Source organism: Flavobacterium maritimum (genome assembly GCF_040049085.1).
GTDB lineage: Bacteria > Bacteroidota > Bacteroidia > Flavobacteriales > Flavobacteriaceae > Flavobacterium > Flavobacterium maritimum.
Window position 1 is genome coordinate 288767 of record NZ_JBDLZY010000005.1, and the last position, 24551, is coordinate 313317.

Annotated in this window: 19 protein-coding genes; 5 read left to right on the plus strand and 14 right to left on the minus strand. The window is 35.1% G+C overall.

The annotated features are described in order from the left end of the window. Positions 1-3 precede the first annotated feature (3 nt). The 4 genes from ABEB23_RS12570 to ABEB23_RS12585 all read left to right on the plus strand — a co-directional run bounded on the left by ABEB23_RS12570 (position 4) and on the right by ABEB23_RS12585 (position 5900). A complete protein-coding gene (locus ABEB23_RS12570) occupies positions 4-2148 on the plus strand; it encodes a family 43 glycosylhydrolase (RefSeq protein WP_348812950.1) in 2145 nt (714 codons plus the stop codon). Positions 2149-2717: 569 nt separating this feature from the next. After that, positions 2718-3311 (plus strand): DUF937 domain-containing protein, encoded by a 594-nt coding sequence (locus ABEB23_RS12575; RefSeq protein ID WP_348812951.1) that lies wholly within the window; start codon positions 2718-2720, stop codon positions 3309-3311. A gap of 376 nt (positions 3312-3687) precedes the next feature. Beyond that, a complete protein-coding gene (locus ABEB23_RS12580; RefSeq protein WP_348812952.1) occupies positions 3688-4458 on the plus strand; it encodes an LOG family protein in 771 nt (256 codons plus the stop codon). Positions 4459-4505: 47 nt separating this feature from the next. Then, positions 4506-5900 (plus strand): MBL fold metallo-hydrolase, encoded by a 1395-nt coding sequence (locus ABEB23_RS12585; RefSeq protein WP_348812953.1) that lies wholly within the window; start codon positions 4506-4508, stop codon positions 5898-5900. Between the two features lie 57 nt (positions 5901-5957). Here ABEB23_RS12585 and ABEB23_RS12590 read toward each other — a convergent pair whose 3' ends face one another. The 5 genes from ABEB23_RS12590 to ABEB23_RS12610 all read right to left on the minus strand — a co-directional run bounded on the left by ABEB23_RS12590 (position 5958) and on the right by ABEB23_RS12610 (position 10699). Next, the gene (locus tag ABEB23_RS12590; protein WP_348812954.1) at positions 5958-6320 is read right to left on the minus strand and encodes a nuclear transport factor 2 family protein; all 363 of its coding nucleotides are present in this window, start codon (positions 6318-6320) and stop codon (positions 5958-5960) included. 87 nt (positions 6321-6407) lie between these two features. After that, positions 6408-7316 (minus strand): pseudouridine synthase, encoded by a 909-nt coding sequence (locus ABEB23_RS12595; protein WP_348812955.1) that lies wholly within the window; start codon positions 7314-7316, stop codon positions 6408-6410. A gap of 282 nt (positions 7317-7598) precedes the next feature. After that, positions 7599-8555 carry a geranylgeranylglycerol-phosphate geranylgeranyltransferase gene (locus ABEB23_RS12600; RefSeq protein WP_348812956.1) on the minus strand — a complete coding sequence of 319 codons (957 nt, stop codon included), beginning with the start codon at positions 8553-8555 and terminating at the stop codon, positions 7599-7601. A 33-nt stretch (positions 8556-8588) separates the two neighbouring features. Next, a complete protein-coding gene (locus ABEB23_RS12605; protein WP_348812957.1) occupies positions 8589-9527 on the minus strand; it encodes a mevalonate kinase family protein in 939 nt (312 codons plus the stop codon). 89 nt (positions 9528-9616) lie between these two features. After that, positions 9617-10699, minus strand: coding sequence for a diphosphomevalonate decarboxylase (locus ABEB23_RS12610; RefSeq protein WP_348812958.1), 1083 nt, complete (start codon positions 10697-10699; stop codon positions 9617-9619). Positions 10700-10971: 272 nt separating this feature from the next. Between ABEB23_RS12610 and ABEB23_RS12615 the strand changes: the two genes are divergently transcribed. After that, a complete protein-coding gene (locus tag ABEB23_RS12615) occupies positions 10972-11448 on the plus strand; it encodes a TspO/MBR family protein (protein ID WP_348812959.1) in 477 nt (158 codons plus the stop codon). A gap of 56 nt (positions 11449-11504) precedes the next feature. Here the strand turns inward: ABEB23_RS12615 and ABEB23_RS12620 are convergent, their stop codons facing one another. The 9 genes from ABEB23_RS12620 to pgmB form a co-directional block, all read right to left on the minus strand. Continuing rightward, positions 11505-12236 (minus strand): BamP family beta-assembly machinery protein, encoded by a 732-nt coding sequence (locus ABEB23_RS12620; protein WP_348812960.1) that lies wholly within the window; start codon positions 12234-12236, stop codon positions 11505-11507. 97 nt (positions 12237-12333) lie between these two features. Next, positions 12334-13542: a BaiN/RdsA family NAD(P)/FAD-dependent oxidoreductase gene (locus tag ABEB23_RS12625; RefSeq protein WP_348812961.1), complete on the minus strand. Its 1209-nt coding sequence runs from the start codon at positions 13540-13542 to the stop codon at positions 12334-12336. Further along, on the minus strand, positions 13539-14216 hold the full coding sequence (locus ABEB23_RS12630) for a glycerophosphodiester phosphodiesterase (RefSeq protein ID WP_348812962.1): 678 nt from the start codon (positions 14214-14216) through the stop codon (positions 13539-13541). Before ABEB23_RS12630 ends, ABEB23_RS12625 begins: the two co-directional genes overlap by 4 nt. Positions 14217-14296: 80 nt before the next feature. Further along, positions 14297-15961 carry an alpha-amylase family glycosyl hydrolase gene (locus ABEB23_RS12635; RefSeq protein WP_348812963.1) on the minus strand — a complete coding sequence of 555 codons (1665 nt, stop codon included), beginning with the start codon at positions 15959-15961 and terminating at the stop codon, positions 14297-14299. Positions 15962-15974: 13 nt separating this feature from the next. After that, positions 15975-18347, minus strand: coding sequence for a glycoside hydrolase family 31 protein (locus ABEB23_RS12640; protein ID WP_348812964.1), 2373 nt, complete (start codon positions 18345-18347; stop codon positions 15975-15977). Between the two features lie 9 nt (positions 18348-18356). Next, complete coding sequence (locus ABEB23_RS12645; protein WP_348812965.1) at positions 18357-19283, minus strand: alpha/beta hydrolase; 927 nt, start codon at positions 19281-19283, stop codon at positions 18357-18359. A gap of 87 nt (positions 19284-19370) precedes the next feature. After that, positions 19371-21248, minus strand: coding sequence for a glycoside hydrolase family 13 protein (locus ABEB23_RS12650; RefSeq protein WP_348812966.1), 1878 nt, complete (start codon positions 21246-21248; stop codon positions 19371-19373). A 222-nt stretch (positions 21249-21470) separates the two neighbouring features. Then, positions 21471-23774 carry a glycoside hydrolase family 65 protein gene (locus ABEB23_RS12655; protein ID WP_348812967.1) on the minus strand — a complete coding sequence of 768 codons (2304 nt, stop codon included), beginning with the start codon at positions 23772-23774 and terminating at the stop codon, positions 21471-21473. A 119-nt stretch (positions 23775-23893) separates the two neighbouring features. Beyond that, positions 23894-24547, minus strand: a complete 654-nt coding sequence (pgmB, locus tag ABEB23_RS12660; RefSeq protein ID WP_348812968.1) for a beta-phosphoglucomutase — start codon at positions 24545-24547, stop codon at positions 23894-23896. Between the last annotated feature and the right edge of the window lie 4 nt (positions 24548-24551).

Below are 24551 nucleotides of genomic sequence, written 5' to 3' on the forward strand. Positions count from 1 at the left end.
GCAATGTTGAAAAAGAAACTATTTTACAGTCTCATTATACTTGTTTTTACAGGAAGCATTTTTGCCCAGAAAGATGTTGATGTAAATTCACCCGGTGCTAAAAATCCTATTTTGCCGGGCTGGTTTGCTGACCCTACCATTAAAAAGTTTGGAGATATTTATTACATCTATGCTACTACAGATAACGAAATGCTGGCATCGGGCGCTCCTACGGTTTGGTATAGTAAGGACTTTAAAAACTGGTACAATTATATCATGGAAATTCCTTCTTTTTCAGCCAAATCCATAACTAATTTTTGGGCTCCAGATATCATAGAAGGAAATGATGGTAAATATTATTTGTATTTTGGAAACTGTGAAATGGGCTGTAATATTTACGGTTATGTTTCAGATTCGCCTGTCGGGCCATGGAAAAAATTAAGTGATCAGGATGTTCCTGTAATTTCAAATGGATATCCCAGAGAGAATTTCCCATCATTAGATGCACAGTTTTTTAAAGATACTGATGGTAAAATATACGGTTATTGGGGAACCTGGGTGCATTACAATGGCGGCTATGCAGTTGGAGAATTAAATAAAAAGAATATGAATGAAATGATTCATTCAGCCAATATACCATTAGAACAAACGCCTGCTCCATTTGAAGCAGCTTATATGATGAAAAAAGGTTCTAAGTATATTTTGATGTATTCCGGAGCATCTTGTCATGATGAAACCTATAATGTACGTTATTCTTATTCCGATTCGCCTTACGGGCCTTTTACTCCCGGAAAAAACAACCCTATTTTGAGTACCAATGAAGATCAAACTGTTCATGGTCCCGGGCATCATTCAGTTTTACAAGAGAATGACGATTATTACATTGTGTATCATAAGCACGATTACCCGATGACTAGGGGAGGTCTTGCCAGACAAGTTTGTATTGATAAAATGATTTTTGAAAATGACTCAACGATAAAAAAAGTTGTGCCTTCAAGTAAAGGAATAGACGATTTGGTAAAGTCTGAAGTTCCGGAAGATATTGCTTTTGGGGCAAAAACATCGGCTTCTTCCTTTTATCATTTAAAATCTACTCAGTACGATTATGAGTATAAACCTTCTTACGCTACTGATGATAATAATGCCACAATGTGGAAAGCGGCTGATAATACATCTCCGCAACATTTGATTATTGATTTGGGGTCAGAGAAAAAGATAAAAAGGGTAATGACTCAATTTGAATTTGCCAGTTATTATTACCAATATAAATTGGAGTATTCTTTGAATGGCGATAAATGGTATGAGTATGCCGATAAATCCAAAAATCGTAGAGCGGGAAGTCCAATGATTGATGATAATAATGTAACAGCACGTTATATAAAACTAACTGTTTTGGCGACCGAAAAAACTGGACTCTATGCTGCAGTTTGGAACATCAAAGTGTACAGTTCTTTATTTGATCTTCCTTTACAATTACAAAATAAAGAATCCAATGCAATTCCTGCTGAAAAAAGCACTAAGAAATTATTAGTTGATTTGGATGCCAGCCGAATTTCTAACAATTCAGTTATGACTAAGATTTCTAATAAAGGAGCTATTGGTGGAATTTTCACAAAAAGCGGCGAAGTATCTTTAGAAAAATTGGAAGGGATTAAAGCTTTTAATTTTATAAACGGAGCTTTGACTTTAGATAAACCGGTACCCAAAAGCTTAGCATGGAATGGCTCTTATACCGTAGCGACTTGGGTTAAAAATCCTGAAATAGCAAAGGAAGGAGAAATTGTAGCATCATGGTGTGATAGAAACGAATTTAGCCTAGCCAATTCGTACAATGCTTTGGCTTACAATAGTGGAAATTATGGTGCAGGAGTACATTTAGACGGTCATTTTGATATGAGGTTCACTAAAACCCCGGAAGCTAATAAATGGCATCATATTGTTTTAACTTTTGACGGTGTTGTAGAGAAAGTGTATGTGGATGGTATTTTAGATAATTCGCAAAACATGCTGTTGTCTTCGGCGATTGATAAAGCCAAAATTATAATAGGAGCATCCGATATTGGAGAAAATTTCTCTGGTTTTATAGCCTCATTACGTCTGTATGATTATGCTCTTAATCAAGAAGATTTAATTCAATTGATGAAGCAGACAAAACCTAAAATAGAATAAAGCAAGAGTGATTTAGCGTTTAACGTAAAAATTATATAAAAAATGACAATAGGTGTAGGAGGATCCGGCGACCATTGAATTAGAAAAATAGAAAGAGCTTTCTGTTAAAGCTGTATATCTTTAAAAAAAGAAATCCCAGGAACTACTCTTGGGGTTTTTTTATCATTTCGTTGAATTGTGACTCTTAGATGTTTTTTGTTTGTAAAAAAAAATAATTACTTTTTTAATAGATTTAGATCCTAAAATTAAGAGGGTTATAGTGCTCTACTTTTGCCTTTTATATTTTAGTGTCAGATAATTCTTGTGATTTCAACACTTATTATTCATATGCAAAATCTTCTCAATTTGAAGCGTTTTTTTGTCGTATTGAAAAATTCTCCTTCTGTGTAAAAGGATTCGAGAACTAAAAAACATTGTTGATTCCTTAAGTAATTTTCCTTTAACGCGGTGGATATTAAAAAACTATCTCTTTTATTTGGTAATTATAAAATATTTTATAATTTTAGCACATAATCGATAAAAAGCCACGTTTTGTCGATTATTTAAAATTAATCTAAACGGAATTAAATATGGCTACTAATCTGCATACCCAATTGACAAGCTTTATTTCACCGTTTCTTGTTTCTAAATTTAGCAAAAGCTATGATGAAAGTGAAGCCTTGTTGAAGCGATCAATAGAAACAAGTATTTCTACTATATTAATTGGATTGGACAATAAATCCGAAGAGCACAGTTTATACGACGAATTATTAGAATATATTTCGAAATCTGAATTCTACTCTGATATCGATTTTGGAACAACAAAATCAATTGTTATCAATAACTCTTTTAATAAGGAAGGTCATCAACCCTTAAATCTCATTTTTTCAAATAAAAAAGACAGGATTTCTGAAATGATTTCAAACGAAGTAGGGATAAAAAGTGAGACCGCCTGTGCTATACTCAATTTTTCAGTAATGCTTATTTTTTCGTATTTAAAAAAACAAGATCAAAATATCAAAAGTCTCCAGTCTCTTTTGAGTGAGCAAAGAAGAATAATGTTGAGTACGGTGCCGGAAGGAATCCGGATTCTTCTTGGAGTGTCTACTTTTGAAGTTATAGAAGACAATAGCCAATCCAGTTTTGCGTCAAGTATTTATAATTTTTTTCTTGGCCAATTTTAGTTTTAATTCCTTGATACTTTATTGAAACCTTCGCGTAAATTTCTTCGTAATGGTATAATAAGGCAGCCCTTTGTTTTGTTTTTTGCAATATCTGTGAGATTTGATTGTTCGAGCTTTTTATGGCACTGGACAGAAGTAAAATCTTTTCATTGATACACTCCCGAAATAATTATTTTATTTTCTTTCCTTTTACTGTTTTTCTTTTTTACAAATCAATTCGTTTTTACTTTTTTGACCATCGAGATAGCTTTGGATTAGCATCTTTAATTAAAAAAAAGACCAATTTTATATAGGTAATTCTTTCATTTTTAATACCTTAGTGTGAATAATTTTATCCTAAATAATTAAAGTTATGTGCGCAAAAGAGACAAATAATATGAAACGTTTAACCCCTGAAGAATGGGAGCATGCGTGGCAGCAACATTGGAAAAAAGCCCAATTGGACTATGAATTGCCTGTCGGTGAATCAGAGGAGCATCAGTTTTTAACGGAAAGAAGGACTCCTGAAAAAGAAAAAGAACGATTAGAGCGAATTAATGAGGAGTTTGAAATGGGTTTTAAAAAATTGGGTAAGCTTGGACCGGCTGTTACCATTTTTGGGTCAGCCAGATTCAAACCCGGTGAACCTTATTATGAACTATCAAGAGCTACTGGAAATGCTTTTGCCAAAGCTGGTTTTACAGTTTTAACCGGAGGCGGGCCAGGAGCTATGGAAGCAGCTAACAGAGGTGCAAAAGAAGCTGGCGGGCCAAATTATGGACTTAATATTATATTGCCTAAAGAGCAACAACCAAATCCGTATGTAACGGACAGTTTTGAGTTTAATTATTTCTTTATCAGAAAAGTGATGCTTGTTAAATACTCTTGTGCATTTATCGTTATGCCGGGAGGTTTGGGAACATTAGATGAGTTGTTTGAAGCGGCTACTTTAATACAGTGCAACAAGATAGGGCCATTTCCTCTTATTTTAGTGGGAGGCGAATTCTGGAAAGGACTTCGTGATTTTGTGTCTTATATGGCAGACCAAGGTGTTTTTAGTCCGGAAGAAATTGGGTTTTCACGAATTGTAGAAACTCCTCAGGAAGCAATCGAAATGGTACTGGCCAGTTTACCGTCGGATTTTAAAAAAGGATTAAAAACTTTATAAGGCAAGTAAGGAAAAAAGGGAAAGTACAATCAAACACAAAAAAAATAATGAAGATAAAAGTGTTAGGCGCGGCTGGAGGAGAAGTAACTGGTTCTGCATATCTTATTCAAACAGACAAGGCTAACGTATTGGTCGATGCGGGCATGTTTCAGGGAGGGAAAGAATCGGAAGCAAAAAACAAATTGCCCGAAGGGGCTACTCCTAATAATATTGACGCACTGTTATTAACCCACGGACATTTAGATCATACAGGTCGTGTGCCTTTGTTGATTAAGTATGGTTACAATGGACCAATTTACAGCACAGAAGAAACCTTAAAACTGGCGCAGATTATTTTGCAGGACTCGGCTCGTATACAAGTGTCTGATGCTATGAGAAAAAACAGAAAACAATGGAAAGAGGGGCAACCTATCGCAGAACCTCTTTACAATACCGAACATGTGGAGTTTATCAAAGAGCTCACACGTCCGGTGGAGTATAATACCGATGTTGAAGTGGCAGAGGGAATAACGGCTAAATGGATTGAAGCCGGACACATGTTGGGCTCAGGAAGTATTGAAGTAAAGGTTACTGAAAATGGAAGGACCCAAACAATTGTTTTTTCAGGGGATTTAGGCCCGCTTACTTTGCCATTGTTAAGGCCTTTCGATCATTTTCATCATGCTGACTTGGTTTTTATGGAATCTACTTATGGAGATCGTGATCATAAATCGTTTGATGAAACGATGATTGAATTTGAGAAAATAATAATTGAGGCGTTTGAGTCGGGAGCAAAAATTTTGGTACCAACCTTTGCGATAGGCCGGGCTCAACAAATTATTTATCATTTGGCCGAACTTTTTCATTCACATAAGGTGGGGCCTTTTCCTGTTTATCTAGATAGTCCAATGGCTATAAGTGCCTTTGCTGTTTATAGAGACCATCAGGATTTGTTAGATGAGGAATTTCAAGAGTTAAAAAGGAGAGGTGCTTTTCCTTTAGACTCTGAGTATTTTATCCCTTGCACTTCATTAGAGGAATCGAAAAGCCTTAACGACCAGAAAGGTCCTTGTTTGATTTTGGCAGGAGCAGGAATGTGTAATGGTGGTAGAATTCTACATCATTTATTTCACAATATTGAAAATCCGAATACTCATGTGTTAATTGTCGGGTATCAATCCTATGCGTCCTTAGGAAGAAAATTAGTTGAAAAACAACCCACAGTAAGAATTTTGGGAGAGGAAAAAACGGTTAGGGCCCAAGTCCATACCTTAAGTGGTTTTAGTGCTCATGCCGGACAAACCGATTTGTTAAATTGGTTCTCCTATTTGGCACCGTCTAAACCCAAAGTGGTTATTACACATGGTGAAGATATGCAGAGACAAGCGCTTGCTTTCCAGATCAAAAAGAAATTTGAATTGGATTCAATCTTACCTGAAATAGGTGATGAAATTGAGTTGTAATTGAGTTGTAATGAATGTACTAAGCAAAAGAGGCTATTTTGATAGCCTCTTCTGTTTTTATCCATGATACACTCTGGAAGCAATTATCTTATTTTCTTTTACTTCAAGAACTTCGGCAACCAGCATATCATCTTCACCATCTACCGTTCGGATATATTCCATAAAAACACGATCTCCATTTGCCGTCAAAGATTTTACTTTGTAATTCAAACTGGGCAAACGATCAAACGCATCTTGCCACCATTGTCTTAGCGCTTCTTTACCAGTCACTAAACCATTGGTTTCCGGTTTGTGGATTTTTAGTTTCGGACTAAAATGCACTGCTTCTTCATCATATAAAGACAATAGTTTGTCTAATTCTTTGTTGTTAAAAGTTTCAAACCATTTGAATGCAATAGATTGTAATTTTTCAGGAGTCATAGGCTAAAATTGTATTTTTAATTAAAAAATCCCTTTTCACTAACTAAGTGTAAAAGGGATTTTATGGTATAAAATTTTAAAAAACGATTAAACGTTTTTTAAGTTAATGATTTCTTGCTCAGTAAGCATTCTCCAATTTCCTCTTGGTAAATTTTTCTTAGTTAAACCAGCAAAAGAAACTCGGTCGATACGCAATACATTATAATCAAAGTGCTCAAAAATTGAACGAACCACTTTTACGTTAGAAGATCTTAATTTAAGACCAATCTCATTTTTTGGTTCATTTTCAATGTAACTTACGTCTTCCACAAAAACGCGGTGACCATCAAGAACAAGTCCTTTGTTTATTTTTTCTAAATCTTCAAATTTCAGATTTTTATCTAATGAAACCTGATAGATTTTAGATGATTTTTGGTTTGGCAGGGTAAATTTACGAAGCATATCCGTATCGTTTGTAAACAATAACAAACCGGTTGTGTTTTTGTCCATTCTTCCTACCGGAGCAATTTTTGCATTGGTAGAGCCACGAACCAATTCTAATACGTTACGGAACTCCTGACCTTCATCAAGCGCAGTTGTAAAGTTTTTTGGTTTGTTCAATAAGATATATTCTTTTTTCTCCGGAGTTAAAACCGCCCCGTCAAAATTCACAATATCTCCAGGTTTTACCATATATCCCATTTCAGTTACAGGGACATTATTCACTTTTACGTTACCGGATTGAATATAAATATCCGCATCACGACGAGAACATACACCAGAGTTGGCGATATATTTATTCAAACGAATTTCATCAGCTACTTTTGGTCTCTTTGCAGCCTGATTTGGTTTTTTCTCTACTTTATTGCTAGCTGCCTCAGCTACTTTAGTATTTATTTTTGCTTTTTTAGGCCCTTGTGCCCGTTTTTGCATCGCAGGTTTTGGCTTGTTAGAACTTGGTCTAGAACTATTTGGTCTAGCGCCACTTCTTTTATTATTGCCTTCCTTATTATTCATAATAATCTATAATTTGCGCAAAGATAGTATTTATATCATTGAGAAACGATTTTCGGCAATCAGAAAACGCTAACTATTTAATTAATAGAAATTAAGATTGATTTTCAGGAGCTGTTTCCCGCTATTCGCTATATCTTTTTTTACAACTTCCTGCCTGAGGGCTGCAAGCTGTAAAAAAAGGATGCCGCTGCTATCGTGGCTAGGGCTGACGGAGAAATTTGGGAATTTTTAATCGAATTGTTTTTTATCTTTTTGACTTTGTTGTGTAAATGAAAGGAGCGTTTAAATCATCATCAACAGTCGTTTCCCATGCCACAGCACAGCCGGGTTGATGAGCACAATACAAAAGACCCCTGAAACAATCAGGAATTTCAACACATTATGCAACAAAAGAAATTGTTCCTTGGCATTTGATTTCCATAAAAACAATAGGAAGAAAATTAGAACGATTAAGCAGGAATAAAAATAAATATCCATATAGCCTACATCGTAAATTTCGATCAAAATATAAACCGGGACAATGGTCAAAAGCGTTAAGGCCGTAATGGTTTTTTTAGAAATTTCCTCCCCATAGACAATCGGAATCGTTTTGTAACCATTCGCCAAATCGCCTTTTAAGTTTTCTAAATCTTTAATCATTTCCCGAACCAGTAAGAGTAAAAACAAGAAAGTGGCATGTGCAAATATTACGGCCAATTGTCTCTTGTAATTTTCAATTTCTTCAAATGAAATCTTGTTGTAAAAATACAATAGAATGGCAAAAAAAGGTAAAACAGCCAGTAAAGCCGCAGTTAAATTACCAACAATCGGATATTTTTTTATTTTATGGGAATAAAACCAAATCAGGAAAATATAAGCCGAAAAGAATAAAAAAGCACGCCAGGAAATGTACAGCGCCATTAAGGTCGCAATAAAGTTGAGCGTAAAATACACGTTCAATTTTGTTTTTTGACTGACCAATCGGTCGAGCATGGATTTGTTCGGACGGTTGATTAAATCCTTCTGGCTGTCATAAAAATTATTGATGATATAACCCGAAGCAATCGTCAGTGAAGAAGCAAAAACAATAATAAACAAGTTGAGGTCAAGCAATACGGCCAACGCTCTTTTTTCGGGAGATAAAATAAATATCGCCGACAGGTATTGCGCCAATATGATAATCGGAATATTGTAGCCTCTAACGACAGAGAACAAACTGATAATTTTCATCAACAAAAGCTTGTGCTGCCTGCTTAACATTTTAAGAGTTTAGTTTTTAGAAATCGAAGCTTTTTAGAATTGATAAACCACTTCTAATTTATATCCTTTCAAAGATAATTTGGCGCGTTCTAAATCTTCAGTGAACCCAAGGATATAACCGCCGCCGCCAGAACCACATAATTTTAAATAATAATCATTGGTATCAATTCCTTTTTGCCAAATACCATGAAATTGCTCTGGAATCATTGGTTTGAAATTATTCAAAACAACTTTCGATAATTTTTTAGTATTCATGAATAAAGATTTCATGTCGCCACCAAGGAAATTTTCTACGCAAGCATCCGTATATTTAACAAATTGATTTTTCAGCATGGTACGGAAACCAATGTCTTTCAGGTTTTCCATGAAAATATTCACCATAGGAGCAGTTTCCCCTACAATACCAGAATCTAACAAAAATACCGCACCTTTTCCGTCAAAACTTTGTGTCGGAATTCCCGTCGCTTCAATATTGTCTTTCGAATTAATCAAAATAGGGATACTCAAATAGCTGTTCAAAGGATCTAAACCGGAACTTTTTCCGTGAAAAAAGCTCTCCATTTGAGAAAATATAGTTTTAAGTTGCAATAATTTTTCACGAGTCAAATTCTCAAGAACTGTGATTTTATTATATGCATATTTATCATAAATGGCAGCTACTAATGCGCCACTGCTTCCTACACCATATCCTTGTGGAATACTGGAATCAAAATACATTCCGCTTGCAACATCATTTTTTAAAGTCTCTATATTAAATGTAACCAAATTGGGTTGCTCAGTTTGCAAGTGTTCTAAATAAACAACAAAACGTTTCAAATGACTATTTGAATCAATCGCTTCTTCAGAAGGATTTTCATTTCTTTTTAGTGCACCATTATAAAAATTGTAAGGAATAGATAACCCTTTTGAGTCCTGGATAATTCCATATTCTCCAAAGAGTAATATTTTTGAATAAAATAAGGGTCCTTTCATATAATTTAATTGAAAATTAACAATTGGAAATTGATAATTAAGTGTTTTTTTTAGGCTTGTAACTTTAAAAAAATTAAAGATATAAAAAATTAGCTTTGAATTGCTCCTTTTCCAATTTCGTCACAAATGTACTGCTCATTTTGACAATAGCCAACTAATTCGGCCGCAATAAATTGCAATACTTTTTCTTTAGTGTTATTTGGATATAAAACATGCACATTGGCTCCCGCATCAAGGGTGAAACAAACTGGAATTTTAGTGTCGTTTCTGAATTTCCAAATCGCATTGATGATCTGCAATGTGTTCGGTTTCATCAATATAAAATAAGGCATAGAAGTCATCATCATCGCATGTAATGTCAAGGCTTCACTTTCGACAACTTTAATGAATTCCTCTAAGTCGCCACTTTCAAAAATAGAGATTAGTTTATCCAAATTTTCATGAGCTTGTGCAAATCGCCTTTCGGCAAAAGGATGGTCATGCATCAAATCGTGTCCAACAGTACTCGAAACTTGTTTTTCACCTCTGTCAACCAGTAAAATGGTATCTTGAAAATCCTTGAAATTATCGTGAATGGCATTTGGAAATTCTACTCCAAATAAATCAGAGCTTCCTTTAATATTCGCATGATTTCCCCAAACTACCACTTGGCCTTTTACACTTCGACAAGCACTTCCCGAACCTAAACGCGCTAACATAGACGCTTTTTGATAGAAATATTCCTCGGTCATTTCAGGATTTAATGCTTTTTCTAAACTCATTAAATTCATGGCCAAAGCCGCCATTCCAGATGCCGATGAAGCAATTCCGGAACTGTGAGGAAAGGTGTTTTCGGTATCAATGGTAAAATGATAATCTTTCAAAAAAGGCAGGTAGATTTCAATACGCTCGAAAAATTTCTGAATCTTCGGTTTGAAATCTTCTTTCGGTTTTCCTTCAAAAAGTAAGTCAAAAGAAAAATTTCCAGTATTTATTTTTTTGGCGAAAGCCAGTTTGGTGATCGTTTTACAATTATTCAAAGTAAAACTAACCGAAGGATTTGCTGGAATCTGATTCTCTTTTTTCCCCCAATATTTTACAAGTGCGATATTACTGGGTGCGCTCCATTGGAAATTTCCGCTTTCTATAGTTTGAGAATATGTTGATGGAATAAAATCGGTTGCTTCAATCATGAATAATAAAATTTACGCAAAGATACTTTTTTTGATTTATTTGTTTATTTGTTTGTGAGCTTAATCACTAGAAAGTTTAGAACTCCTAAAAATAATAATGATGAAATTACTTCAGCACCAATAATTATGAATATACCCAACTTGTTGAATTGCCTTTGAATTACCGTTGTCTTTAGTCAACGGTAATTCAAAAAAGATTTTTTTTCTTTTGAAAGATTGTCGGCAAACGTATAAAGTTTTGATTAATTTTGAAGCAAATTGAAAAAAAGAGAATGAATAAAATTACCCGAATATTGACCGTTGTTGTAACTTGTCTTGCTATTGGTTATTTCTCAGGAATAGTTACCCGTTCCAGTATTACAACTTGGTATCCAACTTTGATAAAACCAAGTTTTAATCCGCCCAATTGGATTTTTGCACCCGTTTGGTCTATGCTATACGTGATGATGGGAGTTGCCGCCGGATTGGTTTGGAGTAAAATTGAATCAGATAAAGAAGCCGTGAAAAAAGCCTTGGTGGTTTTTGCAATTCAGCTGGCTTTGAATGCACTTTGGTCGTACCTCTTCTTCGGATTACACAATCCTCTTTTAGCCGGTTTAGAAATTATTATTTTATGGTTGATGATTTATGAAACCTATATTCAATTTGCTAAGATTAATAAAATTGCAGGTTATTTATTAATACCTTATTTACTTTGGGTCAGTTTTGCAACTGTTTTAAATGGAAGTATTTGGTGGTTGAATAGATAGTGATCAGTTCAGTGTTATAGGCAATTGTGAATGAAACCAATTTTGTTTTCAAGGACTTATAGTTTTTTGAATTCAATATTTTTGTTTGATAAAAAATCCATCATGCTGAGTACATTAGGATGTTCTATAAGTGTTTTTGATTTCGGGTCTGCATCACAAAAGTCAAGAAAAAGAGCTATTTCCTCTGGTTTTAATTTTAAATTTTCAAGATAGAATTTTTCGTCACAGCTGTTTTTTGCCAGTTCTTTGAATTCAATTTGGGGGAATTTGGTGTAGTTTGGTTCTTTTTTTGAATGTCCAAAAAGAGTTTTGGCTATTCCTGCTAAATTCAATCCTTTGTCTATAACACCATCATAAATTCCTGGGGTTTTTAATCTGTTTTCGGTTCTTTCTGCTGTAATCTCGTCTCTTTTTATTTGCTCCCATTTTGTGTCTAATTTCCAATCAATTTTTGGAATTTGTCTAATTATAATTTCCTCCAGTTCTTCGGGTTTTTTAACCATTGAAACTGAAATGTTTTTGTTCTCAATGTCATTTGAACTTAATTTCAGTCCTTTTAAATAATATTCTTTGCTGTAAAAAATAATACTGTCATTGACTTTTGCTGATAATACAAACTCCCCATTGATATTTGTAGTAGTACTTGTTTGGGTTGTTTTATTGATCACGTCTACATTATGCAAGAGGAAACTATCACTTGATACAGTGCCTTTTAGTAATTTTTCTGTTTGCGAAAAACTAATTTGATATAAAAAAAAGCACAACACAAGGAGTAATTTTACCTTCATAAGTAAGAATTTATTGAAGTAAATGTATCCTAATATTGCATAAAGAAAACTTAGAATTGATGTAAACTTTTGTTAATTATTTTTAAGATTTTTTTTACTAAATCGCATTCGCAACAATAAAACCGCTCGTCCACGCATTTTGGAAATTAAATCCTCCCGTAATGGCATCAATATTCACTATTTCCCCTGCAAAATAAAGATTTTCATGGAGTTTGCTCTCCATAGTTTTGAAGTTGATTTCTTTTAAATCAATTCCGCCGGCAGTCACAAATTCTTCTTTAAAAGTACTTTTTCCATTTACTTGAAAAGTCCCATTGGTTAGTTGATTGACTAAGTTTTGCAATTGCGTTTTTGATAAATCTGCCCATTTGGTTTCGACTTCAATTCCGGAGGCGAGTACCAAACTTTCCCATAAACGGTTAGGGAAGTCGAAAGGAGATTTTTTGGAAACGGCTTTTTTAGCGTGTTCCTGTTTCAACTCTTTCAATTTTTTTTCCGCTTCATTGGCTTCAACATCATTTAACCAATTTACAAAAATGGTGAACTGATAATTTTTGTCGTGTAAAATACGTGCGCCCCAAGCGGATAATTTCAAAATTGCCGGACCGCTCATTCCCCAATGGGTAATCAATAACGGACCGCTTGATGTGAGTTTTGTATCTTTTACTTTTACAGTTGCATGGGCTGCAACTCCGGGTAATTCCTTTACCCGCGGGTCTTTAATGTTAAACGTAAATAGGGAGGGGACCGGAGTCACAATTGCGTGTCCAAAAGTTTGCAGCAGTTCCCAAATTTTAGGATTGCTTCCGGTTGCCAGAATTAATTTTTCGGCAATATAATTTTCGTTTTGTGTTTCAATTTTCCAGAAATTATCTTTTTTGAAAATGGATTGTACGCTTTGCCCTGTCAGGATTTCGATTCCCAATTTCTGACTTGCCTGAATAAAACAGTCAATTATGGTTTGTGATGAATTCGAAACGGGAAACATACGTCCGTCGGCTTCAATTTTTAATTCGACACCGTGTTTTTCGAACCATTCGATCGTGTCACCAGAGCAAAACTGATGAAAAGGTCCTCGTAATTCCTTTTCGCCACGCGGATAAAATTTTACTAATTCGTTAGGTTCAAAACAGGCATGGGTGACATTACAACGCCCTCCGCCAGAAACACGAACTTTTGAAAGGACTTCCTTGCCACGTTCTAAAATGGCAACTTTTAACTTGGGGTTTTTCTCTACAATATTGATTGCCGTAAAAAATCCTGCCGCGCCACCGCCTACTATTATGATATCGAAATTTTGGTTCATATTCTATCTGGGAAATCAGTAATTATCCCGTTAACGTTGAATGATTTTAATTTTTGAATGTCTTCTTTTTCATTTACAGTCCAAGGAAAAACCTGCAATCCTTTTTCTTGCATTTGAGCTGTATTTTCTTTGGTTAACAAATGATAATAGGGGTGAATCGCTTTCGCCTCAATGTATTTGGCGAAAGTGAAAGCGAGGTCTACATCATGCTCTGTCAGAACGCCTAATGGAATTTTCGAATTCGATAAGTGGATGTCCAATAAGGCAAGCCAGTCAAAACTTGAAACTAAAAAATGCTCATATTTCCAGTTTCTCTCGAAAACGTATTTCTCAATTAAAGTGGCCGCAGGTACGGTAGTTCCTTTTCCCTTCAATTCAATATTGATGAAACATTGTTTATTAACCAGGTCAAAAACTTCTGCCAAAGTTGGAATCGTATGCTCTTTTTCTATTCGAACGGCTTTCAGTTCGGGCAAAGATAGTTTATTTATAAAACCTTGACCGTTGGTTGTTCGGTCAATTGTTACATCATGAATGACTATTATTTCCCCATCCGCACTTAGGTGTACATCGAGTTCAATTCCGTCAACGCCCATTTCTATCGCTTTTTGAAAGGAGATTAAGGTGTTTTCGGGGGCATACCCTTTCGCTCCGCGATGTCCTATTTTGAGCATTGTTGTTTTATTTTTCACAAAGATAAACATAAAAAAAACGCCTTCATTTCTAAAGGCGTTTTGATGAAAATTATTTCTGTTTAGTTTTTCAATTCTAATAGTGCGAAAGCAAATTCAGAATTGATAGTTACTTTTCCACTGGTAACTATTACTTCTTTTCCGGAATAAGCATCTTTTAATTTTGTGCCATCTGCAAAAACAGAACCAACGGAAAGTTCTTTTTGACCTATTGGCAAGTCTAATCCAACGACAACTTTATCTGTAAAATCTCCTTTTGTAAAAGTTCTGCTGAAAGTATATGGCAGATTCGAAATTTGAGCATGAATTCCTGCACCAACAGCTGGGTGATTTTTTCTGAATTGTCCTAGTTTTTGCCAATGCAAAAGTGTTTTTTGAGTTTCTGTATTGGATTTAATCTCATCCCAATTCATAAACGAACGTAACGTAGCATCACCTTGCGTTCCTTCGATTACTAAGGAGCGTGCTGATTCATCACCATAATACACCTGTGAGATTCCTGGAGAAAGCAGCAGTTTTGTTCCGCTTTCGATTGTTTTAGTACGTTTAGCATCAAATGGACCACCGTCATCATGGGAAGACAAATAGTTTAGTACGCTAAATCCTTTCAGCTCATTGTTCAGTTTGTTTGAGTATTTTGAAAAAATGAATTCATAATCTTTTTTAGCATCGGATTTAAATTCAAAATTGATCATATTATTGAATCCGTTTTCGTAATAATTAACCTTTTTGTCTCCAAAATCAAATAGTTGTCCACCGCTAATGCCATAATTATATACTTCTGCAATGGTATAAAATGGGTTACTGTCCAATACTTTAGTTGGATTGTTTTTTTTCCAAGTTGCAAAGGCATAATCACATTGTGTTTTGAAATCGGCCCAAACTGCTTCTTCTGTATGTTTAACAGTATCGGCTCTGTAACCATCAATTCCGAATTCAGTAATATAATCAGTTAGCCATTTAATAATGTAGTATTTAGGCAATTTAGGATAACCGGTTCTTTTAAAAAAAGCGTCTAATGAGGCCATTTCTGATTCATATCTGCCTTCTGTTTTCCATTTTTCAGCTAAAAAAGCAGGGATTTCAACTTCCTGGGTGCTTTCTGTTTTTACATCCGGAAGATTTTTCACCAAAGTACAAACGGTGGTGTTTTCGAAGTTACTGTAAGTGCAGGTTGGTCCGGTGCGTACCCAATCATTTGGCCAAACGGAGTCAACTTCTGTAACAGGACCAGTATGATTGATTACACCGTCTAAAACAATACGAATTCCTTTAGCATGGGCTTTTTGAACTAATTCCGCTAAGTCCTTTTTGGTTCCAAAGTTTGGATCCAGGGCAGTCCAGTCTCTGGTCCAATAGCCATGAAATCCATAACTTAAACCGGTTCCTTCATCGACACCGTCATGAATTTGTTCTACAATTGGCGTAAGCCAAATCGCATTGATTCCTAATTGTTCAAAATAACCGTCATCGATTTTTTGAATGATTCCTTTGATATCGCCACCTTCAAAACCACGCAATTTTCCGGTTGGTTTGTTTCTGTTGAAGTTAACGTCTTTGGATGGATCACCATTATTAAAACGATCCGTCATTAAGAAATATAAATTGGCACCTTCCCAAACAAAAGGGGTTTTACTAGTCTCTTTCATGGCTACATTTTTTGTTGATGAACAACTGGATAATACTATTGAAATGGCAATCAAAGCGTAAAAAAGATTCTTTTTCATCGTTTTTTTAATTTTATTTTAGTTGAATTACTATGGTATTTGTGATTCCTTTTTTTGAAACCAAAGGAATTTCTATTGTTTTGCCTTTACTGATAAAAGTAGTTTCTTTTCCGTCAACAGTCACTTTTTTGATTTTGTCATTTAAATTGTGAAGGACTAAAGTAATATTTTTTTCAGCAGTTGGAAATGATTTTCCTGTTTCGGTTTGGATAGTTAAGCTGACCGTTTTTTCATTTGAATTATTATAGAAATTGATAATTTCATACTCGCCTTTTTCGAATGCGTTTGGTGTTTGTCCATTATCATTGTATAATTTTCCTTCACTTTTTGGTATTTTTTCATCAAAAAAGAAATGCAGATCAAAATTATTCAGGCTATATTTTGATGTGTTTTGAATCGTTTTTATCATAGGGATAAATGCACCTCCGCGAACAAAAACCGGAATATGTTCATCTACAACTGCAATATTTGAAGAGGTTCCTGCATCGTGTTTTGCATCGGTATAGAAATCAAACCAATTATTGTTTTTTGGAAAATAGATAGTTGTTTCTTTTAGTCCTGCCTTGGTAATTGGTGTTACTAAAAAGTCATTTCCCCAAAAATAAGTTTCAGAAACACTTGATAATGCTCCGTTTTCGGGTTCTTCAAATAATAAAGGACGCATTAAAGGTGTTCCTTTTTGGTTGTTTTCAAATGCTAATGTATAATTGTAAGGCAACATTTGGTAGCGCAATTCTACTTGTTTTTTAGCAGCTGCTTTGGTTACAATGTCTTTATAAACGGGTTCTGACGCTACAGATTCTCCTGCGTGCGGACGGAAAAGAGGTTGAAAAACACCATATTGTAACCAACGAATATATAACTCATTATCGAAATAATCACCGGCAAAACCTCCTAAATCAGAGTGCATATACCCAATTCCTTGCATTCCCATTTGCAACGCAATTTCGGTTTGAGATTGCAAGCCTTCCCAAGAACGACTCACATCGCCCGACCAAGGGATTATTCCGTAATGTTGGGAACCGGAATAGCCGGAGCGCATCAATATAAATGGGCGAGTAGCCGGAAAGTCTGTTTGGTAACCATCCGCAACTAATTTAGCCCAATTGTGTCCATAGATATTATGAACTTCATCGGCTTTACCTTTTACTGTAATGCCTTGAGAAGGAAAAGCTTCGGGTTCTCCTAAATCGCCCCAAAGACCACCAACTCCTTGGTTAATTAAGTTTTTGTAGATATTCCAAAACCATTGTTTTCCTTCGGGTTTAAAAACATCGATGATGCCGGTATTGCCAAAATAGAAATCATAAATAAAAGGATTTCCTTCTTTATTAGTTGCTAATACTTTTTTGTCTACTGCTTCTTTCCATTTGCTCGAAGTGGTCAAAACAAAAGGCTCCGTTATCAAAACGGTTTTAATGTTTTTGGCATTCAGGTCGGCAATCATTTTAGTAGGGTTGGGGAAGTTGTCTTTGTCCCAATCTAAATTCCCTAATGTCCCTTGAACGGTTTTACCAAACCAGTACAAATCAATTATTATTGCATCAACAGGTATGTTGTCATTTTGAAATTTTTCAATAGTTTTTTCAACTTCTTCTTGACTGTGGTATCCAAATCGGCTGGAAAAATTACCAAAAGTCCATCGGGCTGGCAGCGGTTGTTTTCCCGTTAAACTGGTGTAATTTGAGACGACATCAGTCCATGAGTCACCTGCGATTACCTGATAGGTTTTGCGGCCGGAAATTGTTTCATAGGCCAAAGTGTTGTTTTTCTTACTGTCTAAATCTAAATACCCAATGGCAGCATTATCAAAATGGACTGCGTACATTTTTGAAGATAAAACCACTGGAATACAGAAATTCAGTAACTCAGCCCTGTTTGAGTAGCCATATTGGGCACGGTTGTATAATTGTAAACGGTTGCCGCGACGATTCATTCCCAATGCTCTTGAACCACCCCCGTAGAGAACTTCAGAATCATTTAGATTGAAGTCTAAAATTTGGGTACTGTCTTTTTTGATGTATCCATTTTTCTCTGAAAGCAGGATTTTGTTTTTATATAAATAGGAAATCTTAAAAGGTGATTTTTCTATGGAAACGGTTATTCCACTAGTAGAAAAAATTAATCCGTCTTTAGTCTCTTTTAGTTTCGAAATCCGGGTTTTAGGAACCAAAACTACGGCATGAGATTCTGGATTGTATGTTTCTCCTTTCGGAACAAATGAAGTCTCCACGATTTTGTCGGAATAGGGCTTTATCAGATACAGGCCATCAGAAGTTTTGATTTCTAAGGTGCTGTTTGATAATTTAGAGCTCTCATATTTTCGATTTGCATTTTGGGCAAAGGAAAAAGTTGATATTAATAAAAGTAGTAAAAAATTTTTCATATCGGTTTGTTATTTTTTAAGCAAAAATTCCAAGGGGAAATGCAATCTTTCGTTCCAGGATCTTTCCGAATGGTCTTTTCCGGGAAAGAATTTTGTCAAGCCGTTTTTCTCGGTGAAACCTTTGCTTTTCAGAACCACATCAACTTTTTTTTGCAAAGGCGGATACATTGAATCAATGGTTTGGTCACCATAATCAAAATAGATTTTATGTGTTTTTGGATTAGGCAGATTAATTTTTAGATAATTTATAAAAGTATCCGGAATTGGATTGTTTTCAGCTAGAAAAATACCGGGCCAGTGTGTAGAGATGCAGGCTGCGCCGCCAAAAACAGTTGGGTATTCACAAAGGGCATACATTGAAATAAGACCGCCCATACTGCTTCCTGCAATAAAAGTGTGGTTTTTATCTTTATGAACCGAATAATTTTTGTCAACAAATGGCTTGAGTTCCTTTACTATAAAGCGCAAATAATTATCAGAAGTGGGCTGAAAATCAATACTGCTACCTCCTTTTTCCTGAATTTGCTTGTTTACGTATTCTCTTTGTTCGGTAGTAAGACTTTCAAAAGGTTTTTGGGGGAAATAGGTTGCGTGTCGCGTCGTTCCTTCACTCTCTATTCCTACGATAATACAGTCCTGTATCTTGCCGTCTTTTATTAATTGGCTTGCCACATCATCGACTTCCCACGCTTCTTTGTTCCAAGTTATGTTAGGGTCAAAAAGCATTTGGCCATCATGCATGTACAAAACAGCATATTTCTTTTTTGTGCTGTAATTTTCAGGAAGCCAAATTATTATATTCTTGTCTGGAGTAAAATTGGATTTAAAGGCTTCTATTCTTTTAATACTTCCAAAAGTGACTTTAGGCAAAGTCTGGGCAGTGATATTCAGAGTAAAAAGGATTGAAAACAGTAATATAAAAATATCTTTTTTCATAGTATATTTCTTTTAATCATAAAGGTCATTTAAGAAAACCTAAACAAGGAAAACTTAAGTGAACTTATATGTTTTATATGATTTAAATTATTGCAACTCTAAAAGCAAAACGGATTGACTTTCTATTGTAATGTCGTTTTTCAAATCAACTGATTTACCGCTTAGAACATCTTTTCCAGCAGTGAAATTTTGAATATTTTCTTGGAAACGATTGGTTTTTATGGTTTGATTTTTTTCACTGTTGTTGATTACAACCATCACTGTTTTAGTATCTGTATATCTAAAATACACATAGACATTGTCTTCCGGAATATAATGTGTTGTTTTTCCAGAATGTACGACTTCATTAGTTTTTCTCCATTGGAATAATTTAGAAGTAAAATCAAAGAATTTTTCCTGTTCTGCAGTTCTTCCAGATTTAGTAAAGGCATTGTTGGAATCCCCTTTCCATCCACCAGGAAAATCTAGACGAATAGCGGCGTCTCCTTCGCTTTTATTTCCAGCCATACCGATTTCTGAACCATAATAAAGCTGGGGAATACCGCGAACAGTAGCAATCAATGTCATTGCCATTTGGTATTTTCTGAAATCCTTTTTGTAAATTTCGTTGAAACGGTTGGTGTCATGATTTTCGACAAAAGTCAGGATGTTGTTGATGTTTGGATATAGAAAATCATTAGCGAAATTCTCATAAATTTTGATTAAGCCTTTATCCCAAGCCGCTTGATTTTCGTTGAAAGCCACGCTTGTTGCATTGTGTAAGGTGAAATCCATTACACTTGGTAAGTAGGAATTGTAGTTTTGAATAGCAGCGAGTTTACTGTCTTTTTGCCAATAGGCCATTTGAGCCTGATCATGCATCCAAACTTCCCCAACAATATTAAAATTAGGGTATTCGTCTGTGATAGCTTTGGTCCATTTTGCAATTCCATCTTTGTCATTATATGAATAGGTGTCTACTCTGAATCCGTCTAAATCGGCATATTCAATCCACCAAATAGCATTTTGTGTCAAATAGTTTAATAACAGAGGATTTGACTGATTAAGATCAGGCATCGATTTTACGAACCATCCGTCCATACATATTTTGGCATCAATTTTTGATGCGTTGGGGTCAAATTGTGTGGTCATTCTGTAATTGGTTTGAGCATAGCCTGGAAATTGATGCAACCATTCATAAGTTGGCAAATCATTCATCATCCAGTGCGCTGCACCCCAATGATTGGTTACGTAATCCATGATCAGTTTCATGTCTCTTTTATGTAATTCAGAAGATAGTCGAAGATAATCTTCATTTGTTCCGTAACGCGGATCTATTTTGTAAACATCAGATTGTCCGTACCCATGGTAGGATCCCTGACTATCGTTGTCTTCGCAAAGAGGCGTTGGCCAAAGGGCAGTAGCTCCTAGCTCTTTGATATAATCCAGGTTTTGGATAACACCTTCAATATCGCCTCCGTGTCTGCCGCCAGGATTAGTTCTGTCAGCTTTTTCAGTAACCGATTTTTCGCTGTCATTTTTGGGGTTTCCGTTTGCAAAACGATCAGGCATGATTAAGTATATCATATCTGAGGCATCGTAACTTTTGCGTTCAGCGGAATTTGCTCTGCGTTGTTTTAAAGAATATTTATGGGTGAAAGCTACTTTTTTGTTTTTCGAAAAAGAGAAAACAAAATCCTGTGCTATAGTGTTTTTAGTGTCAATAGTTACGAAAACATAATTTGGATTTTCGGTTTTCTTTATTTCCTTGATGGAAATATTATTAGATACAGTAATTTCATTTTCCGCAATATTTTTGCCATAAAATAAAATCTGTAGTTCGGGATTGTGCATGCCGGCATACCAAAACGGAGGTTCAACTCTTTGTATTTGGGCGTTTGTGTTTAAGGATAGTAATAAAAGGAAGAACAATACCTTTTGAGTGAAATTTTTGTTAAGGAACGATTGTGATTTAATTGAGGTCATAATCAAATACTTTTGGTTTTACTTTTGAATATTTTTTTATTTCAAATGCTAAAAAGATTAAAAAAATGAAAAACTAAGTTCTTTGATGGTTCGCCACAATCGAAGACCTTACTTTTTCAGACAACTATCAATAAACAATCCCAATAGAAATTGGGATTGTTGTGATAGCTTATGCGCCTTCTGTTTATTGATAGAATTGACTACAAGTTCTAACAATTAATTTTAAACTGTAATCAAATTGTTTGGAGAAACAATTACTGTTTTTCCATTGTTTACTATAGTTAAATCAGTATCTCCATCTATTGAAAACGTTGTTTCATTATGATTAATTGAAACAGTTAGAATTTGATTTCTGAAATTGATTTTGAAGGAATAACCGCTCCATTCTTTTGGAATTTTTGGAGAGAAATGTAAAGTGTTATCTTTTACTCTCATACCACCAAACCCTTCTACGATGCTCATCCAGGTTCCTGCCATAGAAGTGATGTGACATCCTTCTTCTACTTCTTTATTGTAATCATCCAAATCCAATCGGGATGTTCTCAAATAAAAAGTATAGGCCATTTCCATCTTGTCTAATAAAGCAGCTTGGATAGAGTGTACGCATGGTGAAAGGGAACTTTCGTGAACTGTAAACGACTCATAAAATTCAAAATTGTTTTTCAATTCTTCTTTTGAGAAATGATCTTCAAAGAAGTAGAAGCACTGTAAAACGTCGGCTTGTTTGATATATGGAGAACGCAAGATTCTGTCCCAAGACCATTTTTGGTTGATTGGTCTTTGGCTTTTGTCCAAATCTGCCACTCTAACCAATTCTTTGTCTAGGAAACCGTCTTGTTGCAAATAGACTTTATGTTCGTCTGAATAAGGGAAGTACATATTGTCAGCAACTTTTTTCCAAGATTGTAATTCAGTATCGGTAATATTTACTTTCTCAGTAATTCTTTTATGGTCTGATGGGTACTCAAGCGATACTTTTTGAATTTGTTCCTGTGTGTATTCCAAACACCATTTTGCGATATAGTTGGTGTAGAAATTGTTGTTCACATTGTTTTCGTATTCATTAGGTCCTGTAACTCCAAGAATAACATATTTGTCAAGGTTCGTAGAAAAATTAGCTCTTTGATGCCAGAAACGGGCAATACCAATTAAGACTTCCAAACCTTTTTCCGGGATGTAACTATAATCACCAGTATAACGGTAATAATTGTAAATGGCAAAAGCGATAGCTCCATTTCTGTGAATTTCTTCAAAAGTAATTTCCCATTCGTTATGACATTCTTCTCCATTCATGGTTACCATTGGATACAAAGCAGCGCCATTTGTGAATCCTAATTTACCAGCGTTTTCAATTGCTTTATCCAATTGATTATAACGGTAGGTTAATAAATTTCGGGCTACTTGCTGGTCTTTTGTTGCCATATAAAAAGGAATACAATAGGCCTCGGTGTCCCAATAAGTAGATCCACCGTATTTTTCACCTGTAAATCCTTTTGGTCCAATATTCAAACGGGAATCTTTACCCAAATAGGTTTGATTCAGCTGGAATATATTGAAACGAATACCTTGTTGTGCTTTCACATCACCATCAATAGTGATATCTGACATTTCCCAAATTTTTGCCCAAGCATCAATTTGTTCTTGTAATAAGACCTTATATCCTTTTGCTAAAACAGATTGAATTAGTTTTTCGGCAGCAGTTATAGTGTTTTCATGATTTAAAGAAACGGTATAACCACCAATTTTTTGAATACTTGATTTTTCACCTTTGGCTATAATAACACCATATGAAAATTGAATTTTATCAGAAAAAGCATCAATAGAAGAAGGGGAAACATGAATATTTTCACCATTCGTCCAAATGCTGTTATGCATAAAAGTAGTTACTTTGAAATGCGTTTTGAAAGTTTGTGCTGTTACAAAAGCTTCATTTCCTGATTTTTTTACATCTAACGGTTCCCAGAATTTTTCTTCCCAGTTCGCGTCTTCATTGGTTACTCCACCATCTACATAAGGTTTGTAGATTATTTTTGCATCTTTATTTAAAGGAGTGATTTCATAATTTATAAAACCTGCTTCGTCTAAATTAAGGGAAAGGAAACGACGTACGTTTACTGCGATTTCAGTGCCGTTTTTCAGTGTGGCTTCAAAGGAGCGGTTGTACCATCCTTCTTTCATATTTAATTCGCGACGGAAGTTTTTCACCGCTGCACATGAATTCAAATCCAGATTTTCACCATTTATTTCAATGTCTATACCAATCCAATTTGGAGCATTTAATACTTTGGCAAAATATTCTGGGTATCCATTTTTCCACCATCCCACTTTAGTTTTGTCCGGATAATAAATTCCGGCGATATAGCTTCCCTGAAAGGTTTCTCCGCTGTAACTCTCTTCAAAATTGGCACGTTGTCCCATGGCCCCGTTTCCAATACTGAAAAGACTTTCAGAGGATTTTACACTTTCGACATCAAATCCTTCTTCTATTATTGACCAATTATCTGGCTTTATATAATCTTGGTTCATCCTTTTTTTGTTTAAAGTTTAAAAAGAATAAGGTTTAAAAGGGGTAAAGTTTCATAATCATAATAACCCGCCATTCCTTTTTCTCTTTTGTTCTTGTTTCTTTCTATTCTATCTAAATTTTATTTTTTTATCAAAGCCTCTAAGAAGCTTAAATCTATATGCGTGAAATCTTTGAAAATATATTGAGCTTCATGCAAAACAGATTCTTCTCCAATTCCTACACTTACCATTTTGCCAATATTAGCTGCTTGAATTCCAGCGACAGAATCTTCAAATACAATTGAATTTTCGGGCTTTGTTCCCAATAATTTTGCAGCTATCAAGAAAACTTCAGGATCAGGTTTTGCATTGCTGACATCATTACCGTCCACAATAGCATTGAAATAATGTAAGATTCCTGTTTTTTCAAGGATTGGTCTCGCATTTTTACTGGCGGAGCCTAAAGCGATTGGCTGGTTTTGTTCTTTTAAAAATTTCAAAACCGGCAAAACTCCCGGAAGAATTTCACTTTCATCCATGTCCACTAAATAGGAGAGATAATCTTCATTTTTTTGAATTAACCATTTGTCTTTGTCTTCCTGGGAAGCTTCGACCTTACCTAATTCTAAAATTATGTCCAGAGAGCGCACACGGCTGACACCTTTTAATAATTCATTGTGTTCTAATGTAAATTCGATACCCAATTCGGATGCAATTTTTTGCCAAGCTAAATAATGATATTTAGCGGTGTCAACAATTACTCCGTCCAAGTCGAATATAAATGCTTTAGTCATTTTA

Bases quoted from the DNA above. Each gene is read 5' to 3' on its own strand.
- ABEB23_RS12595 (WP_348812955.1), bottom strand. From the start codon at position 7,316: ATGAATAATAAGGAAGGCAATAATAAAAGAAGTGGCGCTAGACCAAAT.
- ABEB23_RS12610 (WP_348812958.1), bottom strand. From the start codon at position 10,699: ATGATTGAAGCAACCGATTTTATTCCATCAACATATTCTCAAACTATA.
- ABEB23_RS12640 (WP_348812964.1), bottom strand. From the start codon at position 18,347: ATGAAAAATTTTTTACTACTTTTATTAATATCAACTTTTTCCTTTGCC.
- ABEB23_RS12590 (WP_348812954.1), bottom strand. From the start codon at position 6,320: ATGACTCCTGAAAAATTACAATCTATTGCATTCAAATGGTTTGAAACT.
- ABEB23_RS12570 (WP_348812950.1), top strand. From the start codon at position 4: ATGTTGAAAAAGAAACTATTTTACAGTCTCATTATACTTGTTTTTACA.
- ABEB23_RS12620 (WP_348812960.1), bottom strand. From the start codon at position 12,236: ATGAAGGTAAAATTACTCCTTGTGTTGTGCTTTTTTTTATATCAAATT.
- ABEB23_RS12580 (WP_348812952.1), top strand. From the start codon at position 3,688: ATGAAACGTTTAACCCCTGAAGAATGGGAGCATGCGTGGCAGCAACAT.
- ABEB23_RS12625 (WP_348812961.1), bottom strand. From the start codon at position 13,542: ATGAACCAAAATTTCGATATCATAATAGTAGGCGGTGGCGCGGCAGGA.
- ABEB23_RS12655 (WP_348812967.1), bottom strand. From the start codon at position 23,774: ATGAACCAAGATTATATAAAGCCAGATAATTGGTCAATAATAGAAGAA.
- ABEB23_RS12615 (WP_348812959.1), top strand. From the start codon at position 10,972: ATGAATAAAATTACCCGAATATTGACCGTTGTTGTAACTTGTCTTGCT.
- pgmB (WP_348812968.1), bottom strand. From the start codon at position 24,547: ATGACTAAAGCATTTATATTCGACTTGGACGGAGTAATTGTTGACACC.
- ABEB23_RS12575 (WP_348812951.1), top strand. From the start codon at position 2,718: ATGGCTACTAATCTGCATACCCAATTGACAAGCTTTATTTCACCGTTT.
- ABEB23_RS12650 (WP_348812966.1), bottom strand. From the start codon at position 21,248: ATGACCTCAATTAAATCACAATCGTTCCTTAACAAAAATTTCACTCAA.
- ABEB23_RS12645 (WP_348812965.1), bottom strand. From the start codon at position 19,283: ATGAAAAAAGATATTTTTATATTACTGTTTTCAATCCTTTTTACTCTG.
- ABEB23_RS12630 (WP_348812962.1), bottom strand. From the start codon at position 14,216: ATGCTCAAAATAGGACATCGCGGAGCGAAAGGGTATGCCCCCGAAAAC.
- ABEB23_RS12600 (WP_348812956.1), bottom strand. From the start codon at position 8,555: ATGTTAAGCAGGCAGCACAAGCTTTTGTTGATGAAAATTATCAGTTTG.
- ABEB23_RS12585 (WP_348812953.1), top strand. From the start codon at position 4,506: ATGAAGATAAAAGTGTTAGGCGCGGCTGGAGGAGAAGTAACTGGTTCT.
- ABEB23_RS12635 (WP_348812963.1), bottom strand. From the start codon at position 15,961: ATGAAAAAGAATCTTTTTTACGCTTTGATTGCCATTTCAATAGTATTA.
- ABEB23_RS12605 (WP_348812957.1), bottom strand. From the start codon at position 9,527: ATGAAAGGACCCTTATTTTATTCAAAAATATTACTCTTTGGAGAATAT.